Raw genomic sequence first — 25422 nt, forward strand, 5'->3', positions numbered from 1 at the left:
CCACTTTAGGGATTCAGGCGGTGGATCGATTGTTCCACTTGTTCGCGGCGGGGATCGGTGGGGGCGAGGCGGAGGAAGAGGTGGTAGTACCGGATCGCCTCCTGATGGGAGTGTTGGCTGCGGGCGTAGGTGTTGGCGAGGGCGAGGACCACTTCGGGATTGCGGGGGAAGAGTTGGTGGACTCGTTCGAGTTCGCGGAGATAGACCCGGACCGGTTGGGTTTCCCGGATTACATTCAGATAATGCAAGTGGAAGACCTGGCGCTCGGGGTCGCGGCGGATGGCTTCGAGGGCAGTGAGTTCGGCGTCGTTCCAAGCTTCGGCGGCCAACAGGGCGCGGGAAAGGTCGAACCAGGTCTGGGCGGCGGAATCGTCGTCGCTGAGCGCCCGCCAATAGGTGCGGGCGGCGGCGTTGTGGCGACCCTCTTCGAAGAGCCGGGACGCTTCCGCGACCAATGCGTCGTGGCCGGGTTGGGCGGGAGCCAGGGGCTCGGGATCGGCTTCAGGTTCCGGATCGGGATCTGTTTCTTCGTCTTCGACGGTCTCGCGTTCGGCCTCGCGCCGGGCTTGGCGTTGGCGTTCGGCCTCGGCCTCGGCCTCCGCTTCGGCTTGCTCGCGGGCGAGACGTTCCTCCTCTTCGCGTTGTTCCTCTTCGGCCTGGCGGCGGGCGGCTCGTTCCGCCTGCTCTACCCGGAGGCGTTCCATTTCCTCGATCGATTCGCGCCAGCGGCGGAGTTCATCGCGGGTTTGAGCGAATTCGGTGGCGTCGAGACGGCCGGGATGATGGCGGTCGAGCTCTTGGACGAGTTCTTGAGCCCGGTCCCAGTTTTCCTCCTCCATGCTGACCCGGAGAAGCCCGAGCAACGCCTTGGCGGGGGGGATTTCTCCGTGTTCGAAGGAGGCACGGAACCATTGGTGGGCCTGGGCCAGGTTGCGGAGCCGAAGGAACAGGTCGCCGATTTCGGCGGCGGTCCCGGCGGAAGGCCGGAGGTTGTAGGCGCGGCGGTAGGCGTCGATCGCGTCGGGGAGACGGCCGCGGCGTTCCTCCAGGCGACCGAGTTCCTGCCAGGCGGCGGAATCATCGAGATGATCGGTCAGATACACCCGGTAATGGGCGCCGGCTTGCTGGAAATCGCCGTCTTCTTCGCGGGCCTGGGCGGCGTAAAGGAGAAATTCGGAGCGGGCCGGGGCAAGTTCGAAAGCTTTGATGAAGGCGTCCGCGGCGCCGCCCGGGTCATTGTCGTCGAGGCGGACGAAGGCGAGGAATTCGACGACGTCGAGTCGCTCGGGGAACTGCTGGTGGAGTTCTTCGAGGATTTGGACGGCTTCGCCGGTTTCTCCCGCGTCGAGTTTTTGCTGGGCTTCGCCAAACTTTTGTTCGACTCTGGTGTCTGGGTTGGTGCATCCGACGGCAACGAACAGGAGAATGGCCAGGAGCGGAAGCCAACCAACCGATTGCAAATGAACTTTACCAGCGGACATCGAAAGAGACTTTTCCGGGCGGTGGGTCGTGTCAAGCGTCCAGCGTTGATCGCCGCCGTCGTGTTGTGCGGCGCTACCCGGTTGGATACGGTCGCGGAGGCGGGGGTGACGCCGGGAGCGCCGATTTTGGAGAACCGGTTGGAGGATTTTTCACCGGATAGTTACCGGGCGACGGTCGAGGATTTGTTCGCCGCCTTCGAGGAGCAGCGGGAAGAACCGGTTCGTCCGGGCCGAAAAGGCCGGGTCGGATTGAAGGTTTACACCAACTCCGGTCCGGGCCTCGCGACGCCGGTTCCGTTGGTGCGCGGGGTGATTGAGGCATTGGTGGCCCGGGGATTCGAGCGGGAGAATATCTTTCTGGTGGATAAGAGCCTCCACCGGATGCGGCAAAGTGGATTGTTGACCGAACTCGGGGAGGGGAAGCCGAGGTTCGACGAGCATCCGGTCTATATCCTCGAAGGAGGCGGGTATTTCGACGAGGAGTGGTTCTACGACAGTCCGCTCCCGCCCCGCCGGGAGGCCGGCGCCGGGGTGCGGCGCCAGCATTCCTTTGAGCAGGATGTGATGGATCGCCATAGTTATCTGGCCGCGATGTTGTGGCTGGAGGCCGATTTTTGGATCAACCTGCCGGTCTACTCCGACCATCCGGTCTTGGGGGTCAATGGCGCCTTGGTGAACGCCACCCTCTGGAACGCGAGCAACACCTCCCGGTTTTTTCAGAGTCAGGCGAGCGGCGCGGCGGCGGTGGCGGAGATGGCGGCGATCCCGGAGTTGGCCGAAAGTTGGCTCTTCACCATAACGAGTCTCGAACGGTATCAATTCGTCGGAGGACCGACCTTCCGTTCGCTCTACGCCGCTTCGGATCCGATCGTTTTATTGGGCGCGGATCCGGTGGCGCTCGATTCGAGGATGTACCGGAAAATCAACGACCGGAGGAGCGAACGCCGGTTCGAAGAGTTGGACGAAGGGATCTCGCTGGTGGAATACGCGGCGCAACTCAATCTGGGCCGTCCGGACCGGGATTGGCGGCGGTGGCGGGAGTGATCTCGGAGAAACGGCGGTTTTCAGGAGTTTTTTAACGGAAATTGCCCCGGGAGGCGGGAAAACAACTTGAAATCAGCGCTCCGGGCGGTTTCCCTAGTGGACAGATGTTACTTGGCGATTTTTTTCCGATCCTGGTCCAGATCCTGTTCGCGGCGACGCTCGCCGTGATCATCCTCGGCGCAAGCACCCTCTTCGGGCAGCGGGCCGCGAAAAATAGGATCAAGGATACCGCCTACGAATGCGGGATCGCCACCCCGAGCGAAAAAACATCGGTCCGTTTCTCGGTGAAGTTTTACGTGACAGCGATGCTGTTCATTCTTTTCGATGTGGAAATTGTTTTCCTGATTCCATGGGTTTTGGTTTTCCGCGACTTCCTGGCGGCGTCGATTCCGATTTTACTTCCGGTCCTATTCTTCATTTTCCTCCTCGTTCTCGGCCTCTTGTATGAAATCAAGAAGGGCGCGCTGGAGTGGGAGCGTTAGTTTGGGTTTAGGTCACCGGTAGTTTCCGTCCCGTTCCCCGGTCCGTCGCGCGACCGAACAAGAGCGAATGCGCCTCGATAAATTCATCACCCGCGGTCGAATCATCGACCTCAAGAGCCACGATCTCAAAGGGGCTCTTGAGGAGCTTTTGAGCGTCTCCGTCACCCGTTTCAAGGACCTCGACAAAGACGATCTGTTGAGCGCCCTGATGAAACGGGAGAACACCATGACCACCTACCTCGGTAATGGGGTGGCCCTGCCCCATATTCGAATCAAAATGCCGCGGCGTTATGTGTTCGCGGTCGGCCGGAGCGAAACCGGAATCCACTACGACGGCTTCAAGGAGCATGAGAAAGTGCGCCTCGTCTTTCTGTTGATCGCCGGAGAAGGGGAGCGGGATTACCTGCAAATGCTCGCTTCGATCGCCCGGTTGGTCAAAGAAAAGGACGTTGTCGACGAACTGGTCGACGCCCCGGATCTGGACGGACTTTACGATCGGATGATGGTGGCGGTCGGTGGGGTGGTGGCGAAACCGGTGCAGGCGGAGAAGAGCCGGATGAACCGGTTGATTTTCCGGCAGGCGGAGAAGATCGCCAAAGGGAGCCGCTGCTCGGCGATGATCATTTTCGGTGACACCCTGACCACCGGCATGGAGGCGTCGCAATGGTTTCCCGAACACCGGACCATTCTCGTGACCCGTACCGCGTCGGAGCTGGTGCTCAATCAGAAACAGGTGGCGGCGACCATCCAGGTCCGGTCGTTTTCCCGGCAACGGCTGTCCCAATTGCGTAGTTCGGTGCTGGTCGGACTGACCCGCGGGTTGATCCGGTTCACCGACCGGCTTTGCTGCGTGGGTGGGATCCCCGGTAGCAACCAATTCGATACGATCGTGGTGCTCGACGTCGAGAAGGAGTTTCAGGTCCTGTTCCACGAACAAGCCGACATTCTCCCGAACGACGTGAAGCCGGAAGTGCTGGAGCGTGTCCTGGCGATCGCCACCGAACTGGCGGTGGAAGGCCGGGAGGGCCGTCCGGTCGGATCGCTGTTTGTCCTGGGAGACAGCGAGCGGGTGGCCGAAATGACCAAGCCGCTGGTTTTAAATCCGTTTTTCGGATACAAGGAGGAGGATAGGAACGTCACCAATCCGTTCATGGACGAGACGTTGAAAGAGTTCTCCTGCATGGACGGTGCCTTCGTGATCCGTGGAGACGGTGTGGTGTTGTCGGCGGGGAGTTTGATTCACGCCCCCGATTATTACCATTCGCTGCCGAGTGGGCTGGGAGCCCGCCACGCCGCCGCCGCCTCGATCTCCTTGGCGACCGATTGTATCTCGATTGTGATTTCGTCCAGCACCGGCCAAGTGACCCTCTTCCGCCGCGGCGTCCGTCTTCCCTTGATCGAAAAGCCGAGCAGCGGAGGCTATTGAGGCTCAAGTCATCTCCCGCGCATCCACGCGGCGTCCTCCATTTCAATAAAACGGACGAATCTCGGTGGCACCCCGGCACGCGACTGCGGCTTTGCGCGCCCATTCCAACGCGTCATCGATATGGTCGCATTCGAGAATCCAAAAACCATCCAGGTATTCGGAGGCTGCCACGCACGCCCCTTCGCTCAAAAGAACATCGCCATTCGCTTGCGGGCGGAAACATCGTGCTTGGTTTGGCGGACGGAGCCCGCCCACGAAGACCCGGACTCCGGCATCTTTGATTTCCTCGTTGAGCGCATCGATATCGCGCCGAGCGATCTCATCCAACGACGAGGAATGATCGTAATCATTGGGACGGTGCACTGAAATCAAATATCGTGGCATAGCAATGGTTGGTTGTGGCTAGTAGCCCCCGGCTTGCGCCGAAGCGACGTCCGCTTCAAGTTACCGTCAACGAGTCACGTCGTTGACGACTATCGAAATTCGCCGGGTGACTTCTCGGCGCCGGCATTTCCCGTTTGTTGTTTGGCGGAGGTGCGGGCGGTTGAGACGAAGCTCGATAGGACCTCCCAGGGACCACCTTCGTTCGTCCGATATCGACCGGATGCGAATTTGTAGGAGCCGTCGTCCCCGGAAAATTCAATCATGTAGAAATCACCTCCATCAGTAATCGCACGGATGTCTTCTGGTATCCTCCATCTTTTTTTCGAAAAAGGAGTGGTAATTACCAATGCCGTTTCGAAAAGCTCGACTTTTGTCAGAAGAAATGTCCAGACGAAGACGAGTCCAAGGACCAGGAATACGATCAAGCCGACGCCCAACATCAATAACCGAGCAGCTCCGTCAGACTGTAACGCATCCGCGATAGCAATACCAGGCAGCGAAAGTACAACCAGCATGGTGTAAACAATAACACTGGATTTATGACGTAATCTCATTCTTCCGATCGTCAGTCAGTCGCACGGACCCTAGTTTGACCCCGTCCGAAAAGGGTTGGCGTTCGCCGGATCGTCTCCGCTACACACCCCACCGCTCTTGCGAGCGGTCCCCCGGCGCGAGGGGGGAACTCTTTCACGCCGATCCCCTCTTGAGAGGGGGGGACCATGCGCGAGCATGGTGGGGTGTGTTGTCTTCCCCGCTGTTACAGCCAGGGAACGACGGAAAACCTTTTCGGACAACCTCAAGTTTAGGTTTTCATCCCAAGCCCGAGAAGATAGACCCAATTCCTTCGAGGATCGTCACCGCTCCTTCGGCAAGCAGTTCGAAAAGGCCGACGACGAATTCCAAAAATCCACCGGTGCTTTCCGCCGCGGTGGGGCCTAAAATCCCGATGAATGCTGCCAAGAAAATCATTCCAATGATCCAGTTAAATCCGAGGATCAGTCCGGCGATTCCGGCGGTCAAAAAGAGGCAACACGCCAAAGCAGCAACTAACCTCTGAAGAAGAGAATACTTTTTTCTTTCTTTTTGCTTCCATAAAAATAATTCCAAGAATCGCGAGCTCACTCGCAGAATGAGCGGCACTCATTTTGTTGAGAGAGGCGTATTGTTCGTGGTCCTACGCCGGCCAATTTTCCGCTACTCCTCTGACTTGCTTCGATCCGCAAATTGCTTCTCAAAATGGACCTCAACGAGTTCTTGGTTCCGGTGATAGAAATTATGGTCATTATGAGTCCCAACCAACGCCCAAATTATGCCTTCCGGTGGAGAAATCAAAAAGTCAAAACCGCCCTCCAGACGTTGAGCAGCAAATCCTGGAGGGCGGGCACTCTCAATCCAGCGCGGATTCCCCGATCGAACTGTCGAATTGACGGAATCTCGACGAGGCCCGGATATGGTACATGAATGACATATTTTCCATCAATCTTATCTAACGGCGGCGCATCCTCAGTCTCTACGATCTTGATTAGCCCTGTGAAGCCAGATTCAAACTCGAAACGAACAATACTCTGGAAAGGTCTGCCACATCCGGCGATCAAGATTAGGACGAGTGCACCGATCAGCGAAAAAAGCACGAATGATTTCGTTATCATTTCATCGCGAACGCCCCGCCTGATTTTAGGTGATCCATTTCTCGACCGCCAGACCGAGGGCATAGACCCCCACTACAAACGCATTCATAATCAAATAACGAATCGGCATCCAAATCCGCCCTACGCTTCGCCAAATGCCAAAGGAGGATTCGTTTCCAGTCTTCGGCAGGAATATCAGGAACGCAATCACTCCAATCAGGAGGGGAGAAATCATATAAAATCCTTCCAGGGCAGAATGTCCACCTTCTTTCAATCTCTGGGTTCGCGGTATGAAGAGCGTCGCGGTCATCTGGATGGAGTAAAAAACGAAGACAAATACAAGCACTCTGTGCCAGAACGGAGTGAGCTGATGGCGCCATAGTCGCTTTATCATTTCATCGAATCTTTCCACCTAACGTCGAGGCCAGGCATCCTAAGAGGCGCCAGCCTCTCGGGATTGCTTACGCCGATTTGTGTGTGCTCGGCATGGGCACGTTGTGATGGGGTTAAAGTCCCCTGTTGCTTCGCCATCTCCGCTTCACGGCGTCATGAACTCAACTCAACAACTGAAACTAGATTATGGCAACTGCGGAGTTGTGAGGCTCCGTGGGAAGGAAGCCTATGTCAAAGATGTGAGCCCACGGACAGTTCCGAGGCCGAAGGCCGACAAGACCGGGCGCGAAGCGAGCCGGAACAACGCGGTATAAGGCCGACGGCACGGATGAGCTGGCACAACACAGCGTACCGAGCGAAGCGACATGACCACAAGAGCCGAGTCCCGAGTTCACTGCTGTAGGTAAACCGCGGGGTTGTGCATCGGAACAACGTGCTCTTACCCGGGGAGACCTCGTCTTTGCCGCGCCGGTTTCAATCTACCGTCAAGGCGTGGCGGCGCGTCCAGCAATGGTCGCGTTGGAAGGCGAGGAGTCAGCCGAGGTCGTAGTAGCCGCATCGAACGAGCCGGGAGTAACTGCCGACTGGAGCCCCGTCCAGTGTTCCGAGATCGACAACGCCAAGGTCTAGTCTCTGGTCCCTGATTCTTCGGAACCGCCGTGATACGGACCCGTATGTCCGGTGGTGTGGGGGCCGGGAGAGTTAATGCTCCCGGCTACCCGATTCGCGGATCGGTAACGCACGCGTGGTTTTCAAGGGATCCTGTCGGCAGTCTAAGACCCTGAAAACACGAATTTCCTCAGCTTCGATACGATAGTAGACCGCATACGGGAACCGCTTCGCGAGAAGACAAAAATACCCTCGAAGTTTTCGATGGATTCCGGCGTAAACGATCAGCGAATCAATATCGGAGAAAAGAGAGTCCAGAAAATAGTCACCGAGTCCATCGGCTTGCTTTTCATAAAAGCGCTTCCCTCGGAGAAGGTCACGTGATGCTGCCGAGAGAATCCGAAGCCTCATGACTCACGCAGTCTTCGCTTGGCTTCGCTCCAGTCTTCAAAATGTTCTTTCCCTTCCTCAACCCGGCGCTCGGTATCCTCCAACTCCCGGGCATGCCAAGAAGGGATTTCAAACTGATCATCCTCTTGGGACAAATCGGTCCAGATCTTCTCCATGATTCTGATTTTCTCTAACTTGGGCAGCTTCAGTATTTCTTCTTCGAGTGTCGCCATAATTCCTAAGATGTTCGGGACTAGGATATTTTCAATTCATTTTCCACGAACGTGGAGGCTATGCGCCGTGAGAGGCGGCAGCCTCTCGCGGTTGCATGAGCCGATTGGTTGGGCCCGATTTTCTAAAAGGGTACGTCGGTGCCTGCATCGGGCATTAAGAGAGCGATATTACAGAACTCCGGGATCCAAAGTGAAGCGGTCCATTCCCTCTTGCCCTTCATGCCACCGACAATAATATTTCCCTTCAAATAAGCCAATCTCGCCCCGCGAATATCCTTCATCTCGAACGCAAACTCGTCGGCATGAATGATCTTATTGCACGCTTCGTGCATCGTCAGGCTGACACCATCCGAATCCTCGCCCTCAAATAGCATTCCAACATAGGCGGCAGCATTCTTCTTTTCCTTATTCGACCGTAGGCGCCAACTCGTCACCCGAAAGGCAGTAGCAATTTCAATTAATAGTTTAATAATGCGCCCATCACGATACTCGCTATAATTCATGAGAATGCCTTCGAAATTGTGCTTCGCGACCAGTTGATGGACGGGCTTGTCGGCAAAAAAGAGCGCGATTAATTCGCACGCAGTCTCACGAACACCAAGATCGAAAGTCTCGGGCCGATGAAGATCATAAGTCTCGTCGCCTTGGGTCTGCTTATTCATTTTCTTCTGCCCAACGTCGAAACATGGCACGCCGCCTATGACTCACGCTCAACACGGCGCGGCTTCTCGGCGTTGCCATCGCTGGCTTGTTGGGCTTCCGGTTGTTCCGGGAAGTCTTGAATCGGGGGTAGACGGAATCTCCGTCGTGCCAAGTTAAATGACCCCGAAGTTAGCTGGGCGAAAATTGAGTCCGTCATCTTTTTAAACATCTGCACGTCCTTATCCACTTCAATAAGAAGGATAGTTGTCGCTCCCAGATATGAAACGTATTCTACTTCTATCTTGAACTTAAAGAATTCAACCTCGGGCTTGGGGGTGATTTCCGGTGAGAGCACCCAGCGACCGGAGGTAAACGAACGAATTTGGACAAAACCGCTTGGATGTCTTTCGGTCTGCCAGGCATTTCCAAAAGAAATTGTTGAAGAAACGAGCACTTCTTCGCCCTTCTGAATCCTCTTCTGCTGCTCCTTTGTTAATTTTTCTTTCTTCCGTGGGGCGGCGGGGACTATTTCGTTCGTGGGGCTAAAACGATATCGTGCGAGTCGGTAACCAAATCAACCCCTCTCACAGTCAAAGGAATTCCAACATAATTTGAAATTTCAAGATGTACTCCAATAAAACCGCTACCAAAAGAAAGCTTTTGAAGGGTCCGTCTTATGCGAAGCCTTAAAAGCCAATCGCGAATAAAATCACGAGAAAGGATCGAAACGGCGATTACAATGGATGCCGCGACGCCCGTAATAATCCCTTCGTTTATTGCCTGCCAGTTCATTTTATTCTGCCCAACGTCGAGGTGACTCGCGAGATGGGCGCCAGCCCATCTCGTTGAGTCTACCGATTTGTGTGTGCTCGGCATGGGCACGTTGTGATGGGGTTAAAGTCCCCATAAAACTAGATTATGGCAACTGCGGAGTCGCGAGGCTCCGTGGGGAGGAAGCCTATGTCAAAGATGTGAGCCCACGGACAGTTCCGAGGCCGAAGGCCGACAAGACCGGGCGCGAAGCGAGCCGGAACAACGCGGTACAAGGCCGACGGGACGGGTAAGCTGGCTAAAACAGCGAAGCCCTGAGTTCATTGCCGGAGGTAAACCGCGGGGTTGTGCATCGGAACAACGTGCTCTTACCCGGGGAGGCCTCGATGGGGCGCAATGCCGGTTTCAATCTACCGTCAAGGCATTGCCGCCGGTCCAGCAATGGGCCGGTTGTCCGTCGAGGAGTCAGCCGAGGTCGTAGTAGCCGCATCGAACGAGCCGGGAGTAGCTGCCGACGGGTAACCCGTCCAGTGTTCCGAGGCCGAAGGTCGACAAGACCGGGCGCGAAGCGAGCCGGACCAATGGACCGGAGGCCTCAGGAGTGGTGAAGGACCGAACTTAACGTGCGGGACCAACCGTGAGAGTCTGCGAGTCATCGTGCGACTTCTTGCGAGGAGAACCGTGTTCCGTGGGACGATTCGCTTCGGCGGATCGTCTGGTTAGGAACCGCCGTGATACGGACCCGTATGTCCGGTGGTGTGGGGGCCGGGAGAGTTAATGCTTCCGGCTACCCGATTCGGTCATTTGTAATACTATAAGTCGTCCGTCTCCGAGTGAGGCCCCGATTTCCTCCCGGTTATGTCAGAGACAACAAGTGCTTGCGAAATTACCAAAGATATAAGCAATCCGTATTTAATAAAATCAATATTTTGTTCGGCGTATCGATCCAATTGAGCATGATAGACTGTGCCCCCCTTAATCTTATAAAGAAAAGCGTCCTTGTTCAAAAACGCCGCAAAGATGAGCGACAATACGACAGTGGGAATGGCAACCCAGAACCACGTTACAAAAATCGAGAATAGAATATTTCTTTTATTTTCCATTTTTCTTTCACCGAACGTCGAGGACACTCGCAGAATAGGCGCCAGCCTATTCTGTTGAGTGCTCCGATTGGTTCTGCTTACTTATCGGATTTCTTGCGACTCCTTCCGAATTCGTTCGATTTCGTCTCGCTCAAAGTTCTCGATCTTCAAGCGCATAAATCCTTCTGGGTTCTTCTTGCAGTGATAATGATGGTGCCGCATATCGGTTTCTTCACGCTCCTTCTCCTCCATTCGCCTTGACCGTTTCTTGAGTCCGGTCATCTCGAGCGTCTTTCTCACGGCCCTATAGAGGCTGTAGGCTAATGCGATAGCTCCCACATAGAAAAGATTAAAGAATCCGAGTATCGCCAGCATAGATGGTATCACCACAGCCCAAATAAAGACCATCCACCAGCCGACTCTAACCATTCTTCGGTGAGCATCTGCTTTCTCTTGAATCTCTGCTGCCGTAATAGCTTCAAGTTCCGAGTAGGCTGATAGCCTGTGCTCAATGGATTTCGTTTCTTCCGGGAAGTCGGAATCTTTAAAAGTTCCCCAAGTGCGGACGACTGATCCGGCCAAATCTGAATAACCGCTGAGAAATCGCTCAGTGTGAATGTCCGGAAATTCTATCCCGTCCCCTTTGAAGTCCCACGCGCTGACCATGAGGGGCACGGGGAATCGCTCTAACCAATGATCGAATTCCTTTTCAATGTTGTCGACCACCGTCTGCTTTTCCATAACAGGTTGGATATAGACGAGACTCAAGGAAGCGAGAAACATGGAATCGCACGCCGGTACGTATTCTACAAAGTATCGGTCTCGATGTTCCTTAATGGTTTTCCACCGAATAATCATTTTTTGCAGAACGTGAAGGACACTCGCAGAATAGGCGCCAGTCCATTCTGTTGAGTGCTCCGCCTGGTTGGGCCTACCTTTAGTCGAGCCCATGGCTGTTCATTCGCTCTTGAATCTTCTCCCGTCTCTCAATGACTTCTGATTCGCGGTACATTCGGAGCTTTCGTTTCCAGCGGAGTTCTTTCCCGCCAATCTCTAGGTTTAAGTGGTGTCCGATGGTTGTCCCTTTCATCCAAATCGGCTCAGCTCTCGGATCCACTGGAATCAAATCTATTTCAATCGAATACCCGGACAGACTCCATCCATCAACGCGATATAATCCGGCAGGCTCGCGAACAAAGGTGTATCCACAAAGCCCGCTTCCGTCAGCTTCAAGAGTAAGTCGAAAGAGGTATAAATTATCGTCGGCAAAACCAATCCAAGTGTCCGAAACCTGCTCCCTTGTTGGGTGCGGTGCCATAGATCTTGCGTAGGCTACAAGGGCAATCACAGCTGCGATTCCGAATGCAGATAGGAGGAGGATTGCAGGTCTTCTTTTCATTTCATCTGCCCAACGTCGAAGTGACTCAACGAGATGGGCGCTAGCCCATCTCGTTGAGTCCACTGACTGGTTGGGCTCCTTCTTTCCGGAGTGATTACGAATCTGGATTAGCACGTGATTGGCCATCCCGCAACTGGTGTGATCACGGGCTGAAATTTATGGTAAATCGAACGTCCATCCGAGGTCACTCGTTTTTTCAAGGACGTCTTTGTGTATCAATTTGCGCTCGCCTTCTTGCCTCTTCCCTAGCACGAGCACGATCAAATCTACGTTTAAAGTTCCTTTCATCTCAAACCTGGAAGCATTTGTTGGAAATATCCATCCTCCTTTCGAGAATTTCCTTCCGGGCTCACCATCGAAATAGGCATCAAGCACACCGAACTCTTGCTCGCCCAAAGGACCTAGCCCGAACACACCTAGATCTTTGTTAATGCCAAATCTTTGCCCAATTGAAAGATCCGAATATGGCGGATCGCTTCGAACGCCAATCATTATGATGTAATCACGATCATAAAATTCAACAGACTCATCTTCTTTTATCGCACTGCATGAGGTGAGGATTAGCACCATGCATACCAGAAACGCACCTGGGATCGCCAACTGAGACAACTCTACAAAGCTGCTGAAGTATCTCATGATGAAGAATTTCACACCAGATTCAAGCGGCAACATAATTCAGGTATAGATCTTCTGCCCAACGTGAAGCCTAGGCGTGGGTGTGGAGCGGAGCGGAACACCCATTGCCTACGGCGCCTGGTTGTGTGCCGGGCACGGCCCGTGATCTCAAGAGTGAGAAAATGATAGTGCAGACACAGTTATCAAGTTCAAGTCTCAACCCCAGCCTGACAGAGGCGAAGGGGATAGCGAACGGCAAGGTGCGTCCGGCAACGGACGTATTGAAGGAGGCCGCACGCAAAGCGCGTGTATCGCAAACGCATGGGGTAACGAAAAGAAACCGGTTTAGGCGGTCCGACGCCGGGACGAGTCCGCAACGCAGGATGAAGTCCTCTATCTGTCGAATGGCTAGGAACGTAGAGCCGGTGCTCGTGTGCGAACAGATCATGGGTTCACCCCGGGAGATCCCCTCCACCGTCCCCGCCCTCTGGGGGGACTGGGCCGAGCGCGAGCGAGGTCGACATGGCGGGGAAGTCAGCAGAGGGCATAGTAAGCGGTGGAAACGAGCCGGGAGTAGTCGCCGACGGGTTACCCGTCCGACGAAGAACCAACCGGAGGTCTCACCCCGACGAAGGCCCGAACGGTGCCCGTACCGAACGGTCCGGGTAAATGAAAGCGGCAAGTAGCCGGAGCGTCTTATGGAAGAAGAGCAACTGTCAGTTGAAGCTTTCATAGCGTCGCGCCTGAGCGAAAGCCCGACAGGTCAAGTCCGACTGATGGAATCGATCCTCGAACGGACCAACATGCAGAACGCGCTCCAGCGCGTGAAACGAAACAAGGGAGCCCCCGGGGTGGACGGCATGACTGTCGGCCAACTCAAGGGCTACACCAAACGCCACTGGGACGAGATCAGAGAGAGCCTGCTTAACGGAACCTACCAGCCCTTGCCGGTCCGCCGAAAGGAGATCGACAAGCCGGATGGAGGGGTCCGCCTGCTGGGCATCCCGACCGCTCTCGACCGGATGGTGCAACAAGCGGTCGCCCAAGTGCTCAACCACATCTGGGACCACACGTTTTCCGAAAACAGTTTCGGATTTCGTCCCGGACGCGGCCAACGCCAGGCGATCCGGCGCTGTCAGGAGTATCTGGCAGCTGGATACCGCTACGTCGTGGACATCGATCTCTCGAAGTTCTTCGATCGCGTAAACCACGACCGGCTTATGAGCCGGTTGGCCACCAAAATCAAAGACAAGCGGGTGCTTAAACTCATCCGCGCCTTCCTCACCTCGGGAACGATGGTGGGAGGGCTGGTCGAACCGGGAGACGAGGGGACGCCGCAGGGCGGACCTTTGTCCCCGTTGCTCAGCAACATTGTCCTGGACGAACTGGACAAAGAGCTGGAGAAGCGCGGGCTGAAGTTCGTGCGTTACGCGGACGATTGTGTCATCTACGTTCGCAGCGCCGAAGCGGCCCAGCGAGTCAAGCGCAGCATCACCACCTTCATCACCCGGCGACTCCGTCTGGTGGTTAATGAAGAGAAAAGCGCCATCGCACGACCGTGGCAAAGCAAGTATCTCGGCTTCAGCCTGACAAACTCTCGTCAGAAGCCGCTGATTAGCATCCACTGGAAATCGATCAAGCGCTTCAAGGAGCGGGTAAAGGAGATTACCTCCCGAACCCGCGGCCGTTCCCTGAGACAAGTCATCGACGAACTGGTCACCTACCTGAAAGGCTGGTGGGGCTACTACGGCATCGCCGAGTCGCGCTCCCGCCTGACGGGATTGGCAAACTGGATACGACGACGACTGCGGAGCTTGCAATGGAAGCATTGGAAGAATCCTCGAACTCGGGTCAGGCATCTGCTCGGACTGGGAATATCCCGCGACTATGCCGTCAAAACTGGCAGCGCCAGCAAAGGCTGCTGGCGGATGAGCCAGGTGAAATGGGTGATGATTGCGATGCCCAATCGCTACTTCGAAAAGCTCGGTCTGGTTATTCCTTGGGATTGACCTGCCTCGAATCAGCCGAACCGCCACTTACGGACCCGTATGAGTGGTGGTGTGGGGGGGCCGGCCCGCGAGGGCCGGTTCTATCCCGATCGGTCCGGTTTGCTCGGTCTCCATAATTATCGAGGGGAAAGCATATATCCATAATAAACCGAAAGAATCAGTAGCGAGGCTACGACAGCCACCAACAAAAGTATCGCCTGAGACTTTCTTTCAAAAGAGGTCTTGGCCAGAATTCGAAATCGGGGAATATTGCCATCTTCCTCAAGCTCCCTCAGCGCATCCGTTTTGCCTCTGAATTTCAGATACCGCCGGATCATCCAGTCGATCAGCGCAATCCCGGGTGCGCTAGAAACCAACAGCGTGATCACGATTCCTATTCCTATGACTGCCCAAACGATCTCCATCTAATTTTTTGACCGAACGTAAAGAGGAGACATGGAGAGTAGCGCGGCAGCGCTACTCGGAATTGTCTCCCTCGCCTGGTTCTGCTCTTGATTTCCATGGCGATCCATAGAGGAGAATTATCCCAAGCATGAGAAGGCTTCCGGATAAATGAATTCCGTACAGTTTGATCACTTTATTGCTGTAGGGTAAATCAATGGCCGAACTCACTGTAGCTAATTCACCAAATGAATCGGTCGCTTGCGCGGATAACATTCGAATATCGGAAACCACGATATCGTAGTGTGTATATGCAGCGTTAAGCGCGGAAAAACTCATAAAAAGAAACATTCCATACCCAAAGAAACCGATGATTCGTGCCTTCCATCCTATCAGCTTACCTTTTGTGACCATCCATCCGATTATGGCTATATTTGCTCCAACATAAAAATACCAGTAAAAGTCAGTCTTGTCATCAATCTTGAAGGCGAGATCAATTAGCCGCCAATAGATATCAGAGATATCAGTATCCATATATTATCATCTTTCGCAGAACGTCGAGGAATGGCACAGCGCTAATGGCGTTCGCTCTGGCGGCGCGGCTTCACGCTGTTGGCATCTCCGCCTTGTTCGAATCGGTCTTTCACGAGGGCAAACCCCCGTTCAGTCGCGATCACGTCCCACCAGGGACCATCCGTGACATCCTCTTCCTGCCAGAATTCATTTCTTCGCGCTTCCTCCAGTAATCCGCCCTCACTTGGAGAAGGCGACTGAAGGAATCTCAAATATCCTTCTTCTTCCAGTTTCTTGATTCTGTGGACAAATGCTTCTGGTGATGGATATCTGTAATAGAAAACCGGGCACAGGATATGCCACGGCTCATCGTTCGCGATGAATTCCAGCAGATCCAAATCAATGTCTTCCGGTTTCATTTGTATTTCGAACGTCAAACGGAGGTATGCGACTTGTGACTCTCGAAGATCCGGAACCTAATGCGAATTGCGACGCGGCTAAATCGCATTACCTCCCGTGCCTTGTTCTGGTCGGTCTTTTATTGAGGCGAGGCAAAGCGACAGGAAGAAGACTACTGTCAAATCTATAAGACGCCAGTGCTGATTCATTTCTATCTCACTGGCAATAACCTCAAGCTGTCGCTCAATCCTCTTTGTTTCATCTTCAAAATCTGATGTTTCTTGGATTTGTTGAAGCGCCTCAGAACTGATGCGGGTCGCAACAATACCACGCGTAGGAGTAAGAAAAATGGTAAACCCTACGTAGATAATACCGATCATTCCTAGGAGTCTTCTTAGATTGAGTATCATATGTCCAGAACGACTAGGAATGGCACCGGACTTGTGGCGTTTGGAGTCCTGGACTTTAACGAATTGCGGAGCGCGATAATCCGGTTGCCATCTCCGACTGGTTCTCCAATCGCTCTCCGAATATCCGTGAAATCCCGATTCGCCAAGGGGCCAATCTGTTCGGTATCCATTCTGTAAGGTTATTTTTTCTTGGTTCATCCCGGATTCTCCGAGTGCTCAGGGTTCCGGAATCAAATTTTCTTTCTTCCTCAATCGAGGGCGATCGCTTCCTCTGTTGGGCGTCCGAATCTCCGGGGAAATTCATCTTTATCTTCCGGGGAGAACGTCGAGGAGACTCGCGAGAGGGGCGTCAGCCCCTCTCGTTGAGTCCTCCGACTTGTGTGTGCCCGGCATGGGCACGTTGTGATGGGGTTAAAGTCCCCTGTTTCATGAACTCAACTCAACAAATGAAACTAGATTATGGCAACTGCGGAGTCGCGAGGCTCCGTGGGGAGGAAGCCTATGTCAAAGATGTGAGCCCACGTACAGAAACGCGGTACAAGGCCGACGGCACGGGTAAGCTGGCACAACACAGCGAAGCCCTGAGTTCACTGCCGGAGGTAAACCGCGGGGTTGTGCATCGGAACAACGTGCTCTTACCCGGGGAGGCCTCGTCTTCATGCCGCGCCGGTTTCAATCTACCGTCAAGGCGTGGCGGCGCGGCCAGCAATGGTCGCGTTGGAAGGCGAGGAGTCAGCCGAGGTCGTAGTAGCCGCATCGAACGAGCCGGGAGTAGCTGCCGACGGGTGACCCGTCCAGTGAAATGGACCGGAGGCCTCAGGTGTGGTGAAGGACCGAACCGAAGAAGTGGAAACAACCGGAGGTGCCTGTGAGTGATCATGCGGCATCTTCCGTGGAGAACCAAGTTCCACAGGAAAACCTGCTGGAGCGGATTCTGGATCAATCCAATGTTGAAACGGCGTGGAAACGCGTTCGCTCGAACAAAGGGGCGCCGGGGATCGACAACATGTCGGTCGCCGAGTTCCCGGCGTTTGCGCGGGCTCACCTGCCGAGGATACTGGAGCAGATCCGGGAAGGGCGGTATGCCCCCGCTGCGGTAAAACGAGTCTGGATTCCCAAACCGGACGGAAGCGAACGCCCTCTGGGCATACCGACCGTTCTGGACCGGGTGATCCAGCAAGCCATAGCCCAAATCCTCAATCCCATCTTTGATGTGGAATTCAGCGAAGGCAGTTATGGCTTCAGATACGGGCGTCAGGCTCACGCCGCCGTCGAGCGGCTGAGCCAGGCGAGTCAAGATGGATACCGTTGGGGAGTGGACTGCGATTTGAAGTCTTACTTCGACATGGTAAACCACGACCTGTTGATGCACCAGTTGGGCAGACGAATTCGGGACAAGCGCGTCCTCGCCCTGATCGGCAAATACCTGCGTGCAGGTATCCGGCACGACGACGGCAGCACGGAGAAAACACTTAAAGGCGTCCCGCAAGGCGGCCCGCTTTCTCCTTTGCTCGCCAACGTTATGCTCGACCCGCTCGATCGGGAAATCGAGGCGATGCACCTGCCGTTTGCCCGCTACGCGGATGACTTCCTTATCCTCGCCCGCACCCAGACCGAGGCGCTTAGCGTCATGAGCGAAGTTCGGGAATATGTGGAAGGGAAACTGAAGCTGCTGGTGAACAACGACAAGAGCCGGGTCGCTCCTTTGAAGGAGTGCGCCTTCCTGGGGTTCAGTATCCACGGGAAGAAAATCCAGCGGACCGATAAGGCCGCCCGGAGATTCAAACTTCGGATACAGGAGATCACCGCCCGCAGTCGAGGTATCTCGATGAGGCAGCGCCTCCTTGAGCTTCGGCGCTACTGCGTGGGTTGGTTTCATTACTTCAAGCTAGGCCTCTCATACAAGGAGGTCTTGCAGTGGGACCAGTGGATCCGCAGGCGAGTGCGTCTGTGCTACTGGAAAGACTGGAAGCGGCCGCGCACGCGGCGGAGAATGCTCATTAGACTCGGTGTACCCAAAGACCGGGTAAAGCTCGCCTCGCGCTCCCGCAAGGGCTATTGGCGAATGTCGCGCAACAGTCTGGTGAACCTGGCACTCAACGACCGCTATCTGGAAAAGCAAGGGGTTCAATCCCTGAGCAAATTATGGGTGACCTTCAAATATGGAGACAAGGCCAAGGTCTAGTATCTGGTCCCTGATTCTTCGGAACCGCCGTGATACGGACCCGTATGTCCGGTGGTGTGGGGGCCGGGAGAGTTAATGCTCCCGGCTACCCGATTCGAATTCTAGGTTCGTCGAAATAGCCTACATTAGTCCAGAAACCTTTCCATTGCGGGTTACCTCAATATAGATCGGCCAATTTATTGTATTCTGGATATCACTGTCGCTTACAGGCCGGACTGTGCCCTGCCACGCTCCATCTTTCCATATCATTCTTATCTCTAAAGTCTCCCGAGGCGAATAGCCATTCTCCTCCAAAAACGATCCCGCAATCTGGATCGCTTCTGCTTCAGAAATCTTCCCGGAACATCCTTGAAGAAGAAACACTCCGAATGCGGCAATCAACGCCGAAACTTTACTTTTCATATTCTCGAACGTCGAGGAATGGCACCGGACTTGTGGCGTTTGGAGTCCTGGCGCTTTTGCGAATTGCGGAGCGCGACAATCCGGTTGCCATCTCCGACTTGTTAGCCGTTTAGTATTCGCTCCCAACGCCTGTAAAAGTCGTCGTCCGCAATCGCGGCACCCAGCTCTTTCGCCTTCAGGTAATAAAAGGCAGCCATTTTCATGTCGTGGCCGATTGCTGGTTTTCCGCCGAGCCAGAGCGTTCCCAGATTGTGGCAGGATGAAGGCTCGCCTGACTCACATGCCTCCATTAACATTTTCGATCCAATCTCTAATTTAGGGAAGTGTCCGCCCTCAAAATGGTGGCATAAAATCAGGCCGAGACTTGCCTTCGCCCGAAGATTTCCGCCTTCATTCAAGGGCGTAAGAAGATCAATTGCTTCTGCAGATTTACCTGCATTCCAAAGGTTATTAGCTTCTTCAATAATTTGATCCATCATCTTCTGGCTAACAGTATAGACTGCGAAACTCAGTTTCGCTTTTTGTGAAGATGTTTTTTGAGGAGATCTGGTTTCATCGAGATCGGGTGGAAAGGGGGACGAATTGAGTTTTTCCTTTTTAAGTATCTGATTTAGCGACTGATATGGGAATCGTCAATGCTTGTTCATGAGAAGGGGAGTTTCGCATTCTGCGGTAAAAAGCGAAACTCACGTGTTCGAGGAAAAGCGAAACTCGCGGTAGGGAAATGAAATGGAGTGGAGCAATGGTTGGCGGCGGTCCTATCGGATGGCGCTCGGATCGGGACGACGCTTGAAGTCCTGCCGTGGCGAGAAAGTTTCGGTTGTCGGGTTGGTTTCGCCCGCCTAAGCCGTCCGAAGATTGGGATGGAAAGGGATCGCTTCGGCGGTGGTGTCGGGGGTTGGTGGCGGAGGAACTCGCGTCGGCGTTTCGGGCGTGGCGGGAGACGGGGCGGCGGAGCCAACCCCGCTACTTGGGGAAACGGCGGCTGTGTTCGGCGTCGAGTGAGTTATCGGGGCGTTCCGTCCGTCAGGGAAGATTTCTGTGGTCGGGTTAAACTTGGCCAGGCTTGGCCGCCCGAGGATTGGGATGGGAAGGGGGCGGGTCAGGCGGTGGTGTCTCGGGTTAGTGGCGGAGGAATCGCGTCGAGCGTTTCGGGCGTGGCGGGAGACGGGGCGGCGGAGCTAACCCCGCTACGTGGGGAAATGGCGGCAGCTGTCCGGATTGGGCGATCGAATCGGGAAGGCTTCGCCCCGTCACTTCCCCGGGGAGGAGAATTATGAAGGATGAATGATGAGGGCGATTCCCGGGTTTCCGGCGAGGAAAGCGGGGGAGTCGTGGATCCGGAAGGGATCTTGTTTTTACTGACTTTATTTATCCCACGGGTCGGGGGTGGAGGAAAGGCGAAAGTTTACCTTTTTGTAGTTGTGGATTTGGGGCGGCAGGGGGAGAAGGTGGCGGCAGGGGGGGATCGATGAAGGCGGGGCTTCATCGCTACGGGGAGAAGAGAGGGAATCTTTTTTCCGATTATGGTTGCAAGGGGCGGGGGAACTGTTTCTGTTTTCCCTTTTAACTTTTTAAGCCATGCCAAGAGATATTGTTACACTGGAATGCACCGAGGCCCGCAAGGAGGGCAAACCTGTTTCGCGTTACATGACCACGCGCAACAAGAAGCTCCAGCCGGAGCGGGTGGAAAAAAAGAAGTTCAATCCGCATCTGCGGCGGCACACCGTCCACCGCGAGATCAAGTAATCCAGCCAGTTTTCATCGTGTGTTAATAAAAGGCCGCGGGAGACCGCGGCCTTTTTCGTGCACAGGCTGGAGGCGTCGCTTGAAGCGCCTTTACTCCCGGGAAGGATGTTCGCGACCCGGCTTGCGGGTGGCGGCCCGGCGGCTTTCCCGCCAGTTGTCGCGGTATTTGCGGATCCAATCAAGCAGGGCGCGCTCGAATCCAATGTCGTAGCCGACCTTCTCCGATTCCAACCATTTGTACTTTAAGATCTCCTCGCGCTCCGCCAGGAACTCCTGGTAAAGGCTGGATTGCTTGATGAAGTCTTCTTCAGGCCGGTCCTTTTTCGTCTTATTCGTCATAAGGGCGGCTACAAATGCGCATGAAAGGAGCTCCCGTCCCCATGTAGGAAATCATGCGATTGATTCCAACGCTGTTCGCTTTCATTGTCAAGAGAGAGGAGGCTCGTAGAATGGAAGATCGGGGGTGGATGGGTTTCCCGGAGGAGGAAGCCGCCTGTGCCCTTCAATATGCCGAACAAGTCTCCTTCTGTCAATTCGTTCGGGTTTCCAGTTTTTGAAGGATCGACTCCGCCATTTGGAAAAAAGCTTTGGCCGCCGGACTGTCCGGGGCGCCGACCACCACCGGGACGCCGGCGTCGCCGCCTTCGCGGATTCCGGGGTGGAGGGGAAGTTCGCCGAGGAAGGCGGTTCCGAGCGCCTCGGCGGTTCGGGCACCGCCCCCTTCGCCGAAGACGCGGGTTTTTTCGCCGGTGGCCGGGTGTTCCAGGTAACTCATGTTTTCGGCGACGCCGATCAGCGGGACGTTGACCTTTTCGAACATCAGGGCTCCCCGGCGGGCCACGTTATAGGCGGCGGCCTGCGGAGTCGTGACGATGACCGCTCCATCCAGCGGAATGGTCTGGACCAGCGAGAGTTGGGCGTCGCCGGTGCCGGGAGGGAGGTCGATCACGAGGACTTCGAGTTCGCCCCAGCGGACATTTTGGGCGAATTGCTGGATCGTTTTCATGATCATCGGTCCCCGCCAGACGACCGGGGAGTCTTCGTCGACGAGGAAACCCATCGACATCACCTTCACCCCGAAGTTTTCCAACGGCAGGATGGTGTTTTCGTCGATCTCGGGCCGGCCGCGGATGCCGATCATCAGGGGGACCGATGGCCCGTAGATGTCGCAGTCCATCAAGCCGACCCGGCCGGTGCCGCGGAGGAGCGATTCCATGGCGCAGGCGATGTTGACGGCGAAGGTCGATTTGCCGACTCCACCTTTGCCGCTGGCGATGGCGACGGCGAAGCGGACGCCGGGCATTTTGTTGACGATCCCCTGGGCGCCGGAGGCGGCCGGGGGCGGGGTTTTTGGCGCGGTGACCGCCAGTTCGACGGTGACGTTGCGGACCCCGTCCAGGTTGCCGACGACCGTTTCGACATCGCGTTTGATTTGGGTCGGCACCTTCGGGTCGGAGGTGGTGACCGAGAGGCGGACCGTCGCGTTGCCGTCGGTGAAGTCGACGGCTTGGACCAAGCCGAAGGAAAGGATGTCGCGGCTGAAACCGGGATATTTCACCTGCTTCAACGAGCTTTTGATGTCTTCTGCTGTCATTCTGGTAAAATTTACGGAATATCCGGGCCGACCGCGAAATTGAATTGTCGCGGCGGGACCGAACCCTAAAGATGCGGCCCTGTCTGTGGAACAGGCAGGTGCTAAATTTCATGGAATCGTCTTCCTTGTAAAGCGAGGAAGCGCTCCAAGTCTCAGAAAACCGTTTCTATCACTTCCAACATCCGTCTCATGAAACCATTTTCGTTAAAATCCCTCTTTTTTGTCCTCGCTCTCGCCTCCGTCGGCTTCTTCGCGACCCCGGTCGGCGCCCAGGAAATCGACATCGGCCGGATCGATGTCCAAGGTGGCGCCCGCGGGGTGATCCCGGTGTTGATTTCGTCCGACGACCAAACGCTCCGCCAAGCCGCCGAACGGGCTTTCGGGGTGCACGGGGGTTACCGGGTGGTCCGGGAGCGTTCCGGCGCGAGCTTCGTTTTCACCTTCCGGAGCGCCGGAGGCAACCGGGTCAGCCTCGATATTTCGTCGGGCAATCCGTTGCAGTCACAATTCCAGGAAACCGTTACCGGTACCAGCCAACTCAACGCCCTTTACCGCGCCGCCGACCGGGCGGTGGCGAAGACTTCGGGCCAACCCGGTTTCTTCGCCGGGCAACTCGCCTTCGTCGGGGAACGGACCGGCTCCAAGGAGGTGTATCTCTCCGATCTGTTTCTGACCGAAGTGCGCCAGATGACCCGCGACGGGTCGGATTCGGTCGGTCCGCGCTGGTCGCCGGATGGGCAGCGGATTCTTTACACCTCCTATTTCCGGTCCGGATTCCCGGATATCTTCGCGATCGACGTCGCCAACCGGACCCGGGTGCCCTTCGTTTCGATCCGCGGGACCAACACCGGTGCCAGGTTCAGTCCGGACGGACGCCGCGTCGCAATGATTTTGTCCGGCGAAGGCCATCCCGAACTTTATGTGAGCAACCGCGAAGGGAAGCAGATCCGCCGGCTCACCCGCAGCAACGCCGTCGCCTCCTCCCCATCGTGGTCGCCCGACGGATCCCGGATCGTCTTCGCTTCCGACCGCGACGGCCGTCCCCAGCTCTTCACCATTCCGGCGTCCGGAGGCAACATGACCCGGATCCCGACCAACATCAGCGGTTATTGCGCGGAGCCGGACTGGAATCCCCGGGATCCGAACCTGATCGCCTTCACGGCCGCGGTCAGCGGGCGTTTCGCGGTCGCGGTCTATGATTCGTCGCGCCGCGAAAGCCGTTTCATGACGCAGGGCCCGGGCGACGCCGTCGAGCCGGTCTGGACCAACGACGGTCGTCATCTCATTTACACCGCGCGGACTTCGAACAGCAGCACGTTGATGGTCCTCGACGTCCAGACCGGGAAGAACAGTCCGCTCAGCTCGCGCAGTTGGGGCAAGGCGGCGCAAGCCGATTTCTGGATTCCTTGACGAAATCGGGACGAAACAAGCCGGGCTACGAATGGTTATCGTCCCGGCTTATTTCGGGAAAATCGGCGGGAAATCGGCAAATGCCGGTTGACCCTGCGAGCTTACCTACTAGGATCATCATCGTCACCCTGTGGTGTTCGTGGAGTTGTTGATCCGCTCTCAACCGTATTGATAATTATGGGAGCTTGCCTCCAGACTTGGATCGCCAGGCCGTAAATCGGACGGCGGGAAAAGTCGGAAGAGCACCCACCTGAACATACTAGGGCAAGAGCCCGGCAACTTACGGCACAAACGGGGTGACATATTTTTTCCCCGCCCCCCGGTTTTCCACAGGGACTAGGACCTGCGCTGGCTACTGGGATGGATGGTATCCTGTCGTCTGGCGTCGGCGCCGGCCTCAGGACAAGGTCGGCTGGGAAGCCAACCCTCCGATTTGACCCTGTAATTTGGATAAACCCAGATATCGCGTAGTGGGGTTGGCTTTGCCGCCCCATTTCCGATGTGGTCGAAATGCCCGGGACTTTTGGAGTCTGATTTTGACGCTCGACGTCAAATGGACTTCGGACGGTTTTGGCCGTTGCGGTCGGGCGGCGGAGCCAACCCGACTACGGCGACTGGCGACGTGCTCCCCACCACTGGGAGGGATGGCATCCTGCCGTCCACCAGCCTCAGAAGAAGGTCGGCTGGGCCAACCCTCCGATTTTCCGTAGGAGATTCGACGGTGCCGATCGTCCCGCCGTTATTACTCCGCTTCGTAGCCGAAAATCCGGATGCCGTGTTTGTTGGCTTTTTCGAGAACCTCCGGCTTGTCGAGCATCACCGTTTTCTCCGCTTCCAGGGCGACGGAGCGGATGTCGGCTTCGAGCAACACATCGAGTGTATGCAAACCGAACACCGGGACGTCGAAACGGTAGTCCTGTTGCGGTTTCACCGTTTTGACGAAGATTTTCTCGTCGGTTTTGAAACTGCCGGCCCGCCGGAGCATGGCGTCGGTGCCGTCGAAACCTTCGACCACCAGCACCGTTCCCTTGCAAACGACCACTCCCTGGCCGATGTCGAGGCGGGCGACTTCCTTGGCGATTCGGATGCCGTGTTCCAGGTGGCCCGGGTCGATCGCCTTTCGGTTGCGGGTCATCATCCCGGCGGTCGCCAAATGATCGTCGAGAAAAGAGCGGGCGTCGAGGAGCGGAACGCCGATGCCTTCCATCTCCCGGGCGATCGCCCCGAAGATCGTTTCCGCGTTCCGTTCCTTCAATGTCGCCAAAATGGTGAGGGCACGGAGGTCCGGATGGAGTCCGTTGAACAAACGGCGCGGGGTGATCTGGCCGGCCATGATCGCCTGGGTCGCCCCGAGTTGGGCGAGCGATTTCAACATTTTACCGAGCTGGCCGACTTTCACCATCCGGCGTTCGTCGGATGGAAAGGAGTCGATCAGATGCCCTTGGGTTTCGTCTTCGAAGCCGACCAGGCAGAACGGCATCTGGAGGCGCCGGATGGCGGCCGCGACCAAATCCGGATAACGGCCCTTGCCGGCGAGGAGGGCGATCTTCCCCTCTGGATTGAAGTCGGGCGGCAGAAAACGGCTGGTCATGGCTTGGGAAGCGATGGCGGAGATCATGTCGCGGACGTTGGCGGAGTTTTCGGTGCGGATCGATGTGGGCGCGATTCTTGCATCCCGGTTTTATAGGCGGGCGCGCCGGAGCGAGTCAAGCCGGTCACGGCCTGGAAACCTGCGCCGGATAAAAACGGAGGGAAGAACGCGACTCCCCTCCGTCGACCCGCGAACTCGGC

General features: G+C 55.9%; 30 protein-coding genes and 1 other RNA gene. 8 read left to right on the plus strand and 23 right to left on the minus strand.

The features are described 5' to 3' along the window. Window positions 1-5 precede the first annotated feature (5 nt). Window positions 6-1481, minus strand: coding sequence for a tetratricopeptide repeat protein (locus ACWUI2_RS09535; RefSeq protein ID WP_486982626.1), 1476 nt, complete (start codon window positions 1479-1481; stop codon window positions 6-8). Between ACWUI2_RS09535 and ACWUI2_RS09540 the strand changes: the two genes are divergently transcribed. The 3 genes from ACWUI2_RS09540 to ACWUI2_RS09550 all read left to right on the plus strand — a co-directional run bounded on the left by ACWUI2_RS09540 (window position 1461) and on the right by ACWUI2_RS09550 (window position 4433). Then, window positions 1461-2525 (plus strand): HAD family hydrolase, encoded by a 1065-nt coding sequence (locus ACWUI2_RS09540; RefSeq protein WP_486982627.1) that lies wholly within the window; start codon window positions 1461-1463, stop codon window positions 2523-2525. The two genes, ACWUI2_RS09535 and ACWUI2_RS09540, sit on opposite strands and share 21 nt — an antisense overlap. Before the next feature lie 104 nt (window positions 2526-2629). Continuing rightward, on the plus strand, window positions 2630-3007 hold the full coding sequence (locus ACWUI2_RS09545) for an NADH-quinone oxidoreductase subunit A (protein ID WP_486982628.1): 378 nt from the start codon (window positions 2630-2632) through the stop codon (window positions 3005-3007). 67 nt (window positions 3008-3074) lie between these two features. After that, a complete protein-coding gene (locus ACWUI2_RS09550; RefSeq protein ID WP_486982629.1) occupies window positions 3075-4433 on the plus strand; it encodes a diadenylate cyclase in 1359 nt (452 codons plus the stop codon). 42 nt (window positions 4434-4475) lie between these two features. On the opposite strand, the gene ACWUI2_RS09555 is transcribed toward ACWUI2_RS09550, so the two are convergent. The 13 genes from ACWUI2_RS09555 to ACWUI2_RS09615 all read right to left on the minus strand — a co-directional run bounded on the left by ACWUI2_RS09555 (window position 4476) and on the right by ACWUI2_RS09615 (window position 12636). Further along, the gene (locus ACWUI2_RS09555) at window positions 4476-4817 is read right to left on the minus strand and encodes a YciI family protein (protein ID WP_486982630.1); all 342 of its coding nucleotides are present in this window, start codon (window positions 4815-4817) and stop codon (window positions 4476-4478) included. An 89-nt stretch (window positions 4818-4906) separates the two neighbouring features. Then, window positions 4907-5371 carry a hypothetical protein gene (locus tag ACWUI2_RS09560; RefSeq protein ID WP_486982631.1) on the minus strand — a complete coding sequence of 155 codons (465 nt, stop codon included), beginning with the start codon at window positions 5369-5371 and terminating at the stop codon, window positions 4907-4909. 256 nt (window positions 5372-5627) lie between these two features. Further along, complete coding sequence (locus tag ACWUI2_RS09565) at window positions 5628-5924, minus strand: hypothetical protein (protein WP_486982632.1); 297 nt, start codon at window positions 5922-5924, stop codon at window positions 5628-5630. 221 nt (window positions 5925-6145) lie between these two features. Next, on the minus strand, window positions 6146-6466 hold the full coding sequence (locus ACWUI2_RS09570; RefSeq protein ID WP_486982633.1) for a hypothetical protein: 321 nt from the start codon (window positions 6464-6466) through the stop codon (window positions 6146-6148). 25 nt (window positions 6467-6491) lie between these two features. Continuing rightward, window positions 6492-6680: a hypothetical protein gene (locus tag ACWUI2_RS09575; protein ID WP_486982634.1), complete on the minus strand. Its 189-nt coding sequence runs from the start codon at window positions 6678-6680 to the stop codon at window positions 6492-6494. 860 nt (window positions 6681-7540) lie between these two features. Further along, entirely contained in the window at window positions 7541-7858 is a 318-nt protein-coding gene (locus ACWUI2_RS09580) for a type II toxin-antitoxin system RelE/ParE family toxin (RefSeq protein WP_486982635.1), read from the minus strand. Next, window positions 7855-8070, minus strand: a complete 216-nt coding sequence (locus ACWUI2_RS09585; protein WP_486982636.1) for an addiction module protein — start codon at window positions 8068-8070, stop codon at window positions 7855-7857. The genes ACWUI2_RS09580 and ACWUI2_RS09585 overlap by 4 nt, the downstream gene beginning before the upstream one ends. Window positions 8071-8192: 122 nt before the next feature. Then, entirely contained in the window at window positions 8193-8732 is a 540-nt protein-coding gene (locus tag ACWUI2_RS09590) for a hypothetical protein (protein WP_486982637.1), read from the minus strand. 35 nt (window positions 8733-8767) lie between these two features. Further along, complete coding sequence (locus tag ACWUI2_RS09595; protein ID WP_486982638.1) at window positions 8768-9166, minus strand: hypothetical protein; 399 nt, start codon at window positions 9164-9166, stop codon at window positions 8768-8770. Between the two features lie 71 nt (window positions 9167-9237). Then, window positions 9238-9504 carry a hypothetical protein gene (locus ACWUI2_RS09600; RefSeq protein ID WP_486982639.1) on the minus strand — a complete coding sequence of 89 codons (267 nt, stop codon included), beginning with the start codon at window positions 9502-9504 and terminating at the stop codon, window positions 9238-9240. 1163 nt (window positions 9505-10667) lie between these two features. Continuing rightward, a complete protein-coding gene (locus ACWUI2_RS09605) occupies window positions 10668-11306 on the minus strand; it encodes a hypothetical protein (protein WP_486982640.1) in 639 nt (212 codons plus the stop codon). A gap of 196 nt (window positions 11307-11502) precedes the next feature. Continuing rightward, window positions 11503-11964 (minus strand): hypothetical protein, encoded by a 462-nt coding sequence (locus ACWUI2_RS09610; RefSeq protein WP_486982641.1) that lies wholly within the window; start codon window positions 11962-11964, stop codon window positions 11503-11505. A gap of 156 nt (window positions 11965-12120) precedes the next feature. Beyond that, window positions 12121-12636: a hypothetical protein gene (locus ACWUI2_RS09615; RefSeq protein WP_486982642.1), complete on the minus strand. Its 516-nt coding sequence runs from the start codon at window positions 12634-12636 to the stop codon at window positions 12121-12123. A 719-nt stretch (window positions 12637-13355) separates the two neighbouring features. On the opposite strand from ACWUI2_RS09615, the gene ltrA (ACWUI2_RS09620) reads away from it, so the two are divergent. Beyond that, entirely contained in the window at window positions 13356-14588 is a 1233-nt protein-coding gene (gene ltrA / locus ACWUI2_RS09620; RefSeq protein ID WP_486982643.1) for a group II intron reverse transcriptase/maturase, read from the plus strand. Window positions 14589-14704: 116 nt separating this feature from the next. Here ltrA (ACWUI2_RS09620) and ACWUI2_RS09625 read toward each other — a convergent pair whose 3' ends face one another. The 4 genes from ACWUI2_RS09625 to ACWUI2_RS09640 form a co-directional block, all read right to left on the minus strand. Then, window positions 14705-14956 carry a hypothetical protein gene (locus ACWUI2_RS09625; RefSeq protein WP_486982644.1) on the minus strand — a complete coding sequence of 84 codons (252 nt, stop codon included), beginning with the start codon at window positions 14954-14956 and terminating at the stop codon, window positions 14705-14707. An 88-nt stretch (window positions 14957-15044) separates the two neighbouring features. Then, entirely contained in the window at window positions 15045-15503 is a 459-nt protein-coding gene (locus ACWUI2_RS09630) for a hypothetical protein (RefSeq protein WP_486982645.1), read from the minus strand. Between the two features lie 41 nt (window positions 15504-15544). After that, on the minus strand, window positions 15545-15901 hold the full coding sequence (locus tag ACWUI2_RS09635; RefSeq protein WP_486982646.1) for a hypothetical protein: 357 nt from the start codon (window positions 15899-15901) through the stop codon (window positions 15545-15547). Window positions 15902-15979: 78 nt separating this feature from the next. Then, the gene (locus ACWUI2_RS09640) at window positions 15980-16261 is read right to left on the minus strand and encodes a hypothetical protein (protein ID WP_486982647.1); all 282 of its coding nucleotides are present in this window, start codon (window positions 16259-16261) and stop codon (window positions 15980-15982) included. Window positions 16262-17159: 898 nt separating this feature from the next. Here ACWUI2_RS09640 and ltrA (ACWUI2_RS09645) point away from each other — a divergent pair. Next, window positions 17160-18476: a group II intron reverse transcriptase/maturase gene (gene ltrA / locus ACWUI2_RS09645; RefSeq protein ID WP_486982648.1), complete on the plus strand. Its 1317-nt coding sequence runs from the start codon at window positions 17160-17162 to the stop codon at window positions 18474-18476. A 120-nt stretch (window positions 18477-18596) separates the two neighbouring features. Here ltrA (ACWUI2_RS09645) and ACWUI2_RS09650 read toward each other — a convergent pair whose 3' ends face one another. Both ACWUI2_RS09650 and ACWUI2_RS09655 read right to left on the minus strand, forming a co-directional pair. Continuing rightward, window positions 18597-18878 carry a hypothetical protein gene (locus ACWUI2_RS09650; protein WP_486982649.1) on the minus strand — a complete coding sequence of 94 codons (282 nt, stop codon included), beginning with the start codon at window positions 18876-18878 and terminating at the stop codon, window positions 18597-18599. Between the two features lie 101 nt (window positions 18879-18979). Beyond that, a complete protein-coding gene (locus ACWUI2_RS09655) occupies window positions 18980-19357 on the minus strand; it encodes an SEL1-like repeat protein (RefSeq protein ID WP_486982650.1) in 378 nt (125 codons plus the stop codon). Window positions 19358-20459: 1102 nt separating this feature from the next. On the opposite strand from ACWUI2_RS09655, the gene rpmG reads away from it, so the two are divergent. Further along, the gene (rpmG, locus tag ACWUI2_RS09660) at window positions 20460-20627 is read left to right on the plus strand and encodes a 50S ribosomal protein L33 (RefSeq protein ID WP_486982651.1); all 168 of its coding nucleotides are present in this window, start codon (window positions 20460-20462) and stop codon (window positions 20625-20627) included. Window positions 20628-20717: 90 nt separating this feature from the next. Here the strand turns inward: rpmG and ACWUI2_RS09665 are convergent, their stop codons facing one another. Together ACWUI2_RS09665 and ACWUI2_RS09670 are read right to left on the minus strand one after the other, a co-directional pair. Continuing rightward, window positions 20718-20966, minus strand: a complete 249-nt coding sequence (locus ACWUI2_RS09665) for a hypothetical protein (RefSeq protein WP_486982652.1) — start codon at window positions 20964-20966, stop codon at window positions 20718-20720. A 190-nt stretch (window positions 20967-21156) separates the two neighbouring features. Continuing rightward, entirely contained in the window at window positions 21157-22221 is a 1065-nt protein-coding gene (locus ACWUI2_RS09670; RefSeq protein WP_486982653.1) for an Mrp/NBP35 family ATP-binding protein, read from the minus strand. Between the two features lie 189 nt (window positions 22222-22410). Between ACWUI2_RS09670 and ACWUI2_RS09675 the strand changes: the two genes are divergently transcribed. Beyond that, entirely contained in the window at window positions 22411-23631 is a 1221-nt protein-coding gene (locus ACWUI2_RS09675; RefSeq protein ID WP_486982654.1) for a biopolymer transporter Tol, read from the plus strand. Window positions 23632-23753: 122 nt separating this feature from the next. Beyond that, a non-coding RNA gene (gene ssrS, locus ACWUI2_RS09680) (6S RNA) lies at window positions 23754-23933 on the plus strand. Between the two features lie 440 nt (window positions 23934-24373). On the opposite strand, the gene ACWUI2_RS09685 is transcribed toward ssrS, so the two are convergent. Continuing rightward, window positions 24374-25249 (minus strand): LpxI family protein, encoded by an 876-nt coding sequence (locus ACWUI2_RS09685; protein WP_486982655.1) that lies wholly within the window; start codon window positions 25247-25249, stop codon window positions 24374-24376. Window positions 25250-25422: the final 173 nt, after the last annotated feature.

This window comes from Verruconatronum alginivorum, from assembly GCF_056590205.1.

Bases quoted from the DNA above. Each gene is read 5' to 3' on its own strand.
- ACWUI2_RS09545 (WP_486982628.1), top strand. From the start codon at position 2,630: ATGTTACTTGGCGATTTTTTTCCGATCCTGGTCCAGATCCTGTTCGCG.
- ACWUI2_RS09550 (WP_486982629.1), top strand. From the start codon at position 3,075: ATGCGCCTCGATAAATTCATCACCCGCGGTCGAATCATCGACCTCAAG.
- ACWUI2_RS09655 (WP_486982650.1), bottom strand. From the start codon at position 19,357: ATGATGGATCAAATTATTGAAGAAGCTAATAACCTTTGGAATGCAGGT.
- ACWUI2_RS09665 (WP_486982652.1), bottom strand. From the start codon at position 20,966: ATGACGAATAAGACGAAAAAGGACCGGCCTGAAGAAGACTTCATCAAG.
- ACWUI2_RS09540 (WP_486982627.1), top strand. From the start codon at position 1,461: ATGAACTTTACCAGCGGACATCGAAAGAGACTTTTCCGGGCGGTGGGT.
- ACWUI2_RS09570 (WP_486982633.1), bottom strand. From the start codon at position 6,466: ATGATAACGAAATCATTCGTGCTTTTTTCGCTGATCGGTGCACTCGTC.
- ACWUI2_RS09535 (WP_486982626.1), bottom strand. From the start codon at position 1,481: ATGTCCGCTGGTAAAGTTCATTTGCAATCGGTTGGTTGGCTTCCGCTC.
- rpmG (WP_486982651.1), top strand. From the start codon at position 20,460: ATGCCAAGAGATATTGTTACACTGGAATGCACCGAGGCCCGCAAGGAG.
- ACWUI2_RS09685 (WP_486982655.1), bottom strand. From the start codon at position 25,249: ATGATCTCCGCCATCGCTTCCCAAGCCATGACCAGCCGTTTTCTGCCG.
- ACWUI2_RS09650 (WP_486982649.1), bottom strand. From the start codon at position 18,878: ATGAAAAGTAAAGTTTCGGCGTTGATTGCCGCATTCGGAGTGTTTCTT.
- ACWUI2_RS09575 (WP_486982634.1), bottom strand. From the start codon at position 6,680: ATGATTTCTCCCCTCCTGATTGGAGTGATTGCGTTCCTGATATTCCTG.
- ACWUI2_RS09610 (WP_486982641.1), bottom strand. From the start codon at position 11,964: ATGAAAAGAAGACCTGCAATCCTCCTCCTATCTGCATTCGGAATCGCA.
- ACWUI2_RS09555 (WP_486982630.1), bottom strand. From the start codon at position 4,817: ATGCCACGATATTTGATTTCAGTGCACCGTCCCAATGATTACGATCAT.
- ACWUI2_RS09580 (WP_486982635.1), bottom strand. From the start codon at position 7,858: ATGAGGCTTCGGATTCTCTCGGCAGCATCACGTGACCTTCTCCGAGGG.
- ACWUI2_RS09640 (WP_486982647.1), bottom strand. From the start codon at position 16,261: ATGATCGGTATTATCTACGTAGGGTTTACCATTTTTCTTACTCCTACG.
- ACWUI2_RS09635 (WP_486982646.1), bottom strand. From the start codon at position 15,901: ATGAAACCGGAAGACATTGATTTGGATCTGCTGGAATTCATCGCGAAC.
- ltrA (WP_486982643.1), top strand. From the start codon at position 13,356: ATGGAATCGATCCTCGAACGGACCAACATGCAGAACGCGCTCCAGCGC.
- ACWUI2_RS09670 (WP_486982653.1), bottom strand. From the start codon at position 22,221: ATGACAGCAGAAGACATCAAAAGCTCGTTGAAGCAGGTGAAATATCCC.
- ACWUI2_RS09585 (WP_486982636.1), bottom strand. From the start codon at position 8,070: ATGGCGACACTCGAAGAAGAAATACTGAAGCTGCCCAAGTTAGAGAAA.
- ACWUI2_RS09600 (WP_486982639.1), bottom strand. From the start codon at position 9,504: ATGAACTGGCAGGCAATAAACGAAGGGATTATTACGGGCGTCGCGGCA.
- ACWUI2_RS09590 (WP_486982637.1), bottom strand. From the start codon at position 8,732: ATGAATAAGCAGACCCAAGGCGACGAGACTTATGATCTTCATCGGCCC.
- ACWUI2_RS09615 (WP_486982642.1), bottom strand. From the start codon at position 12,636: ATGTTGCCGCTTGAATCTGGTGTGAAATTCTTCATCATGAGATACTTC.
- ACWUI2_RS09630 (WP_486982645.1), bottom strand. From the start codon at position 15,503: ATGGATACTGATATCTCTGATATCTATTGGCGGCTAATTGATCTCGCC.
- ACWUI2_RS09605 (WP_486982640.1), bottom strand. From the start codon at position 11,306: ATGGAAAAGCAGACGGTGGTCGACAACATTGAAAAGGAATTCGATCAT.
- ACWUI2_RS09675 (WP_486982654.1), top strand. From the start codon at position 22,411: ATGAAACCATTTTCGTTAAAATCCCTCTTTTTTGTCCTCGCTCTCGCC.
- ACWUI2_RS09560 (WP_486982631.1), bottom strand. From the start codon at position 5,371: ATGAGATTACGTCATAAATCCAGTGTTATTGTTTACACCATGCTGGTT.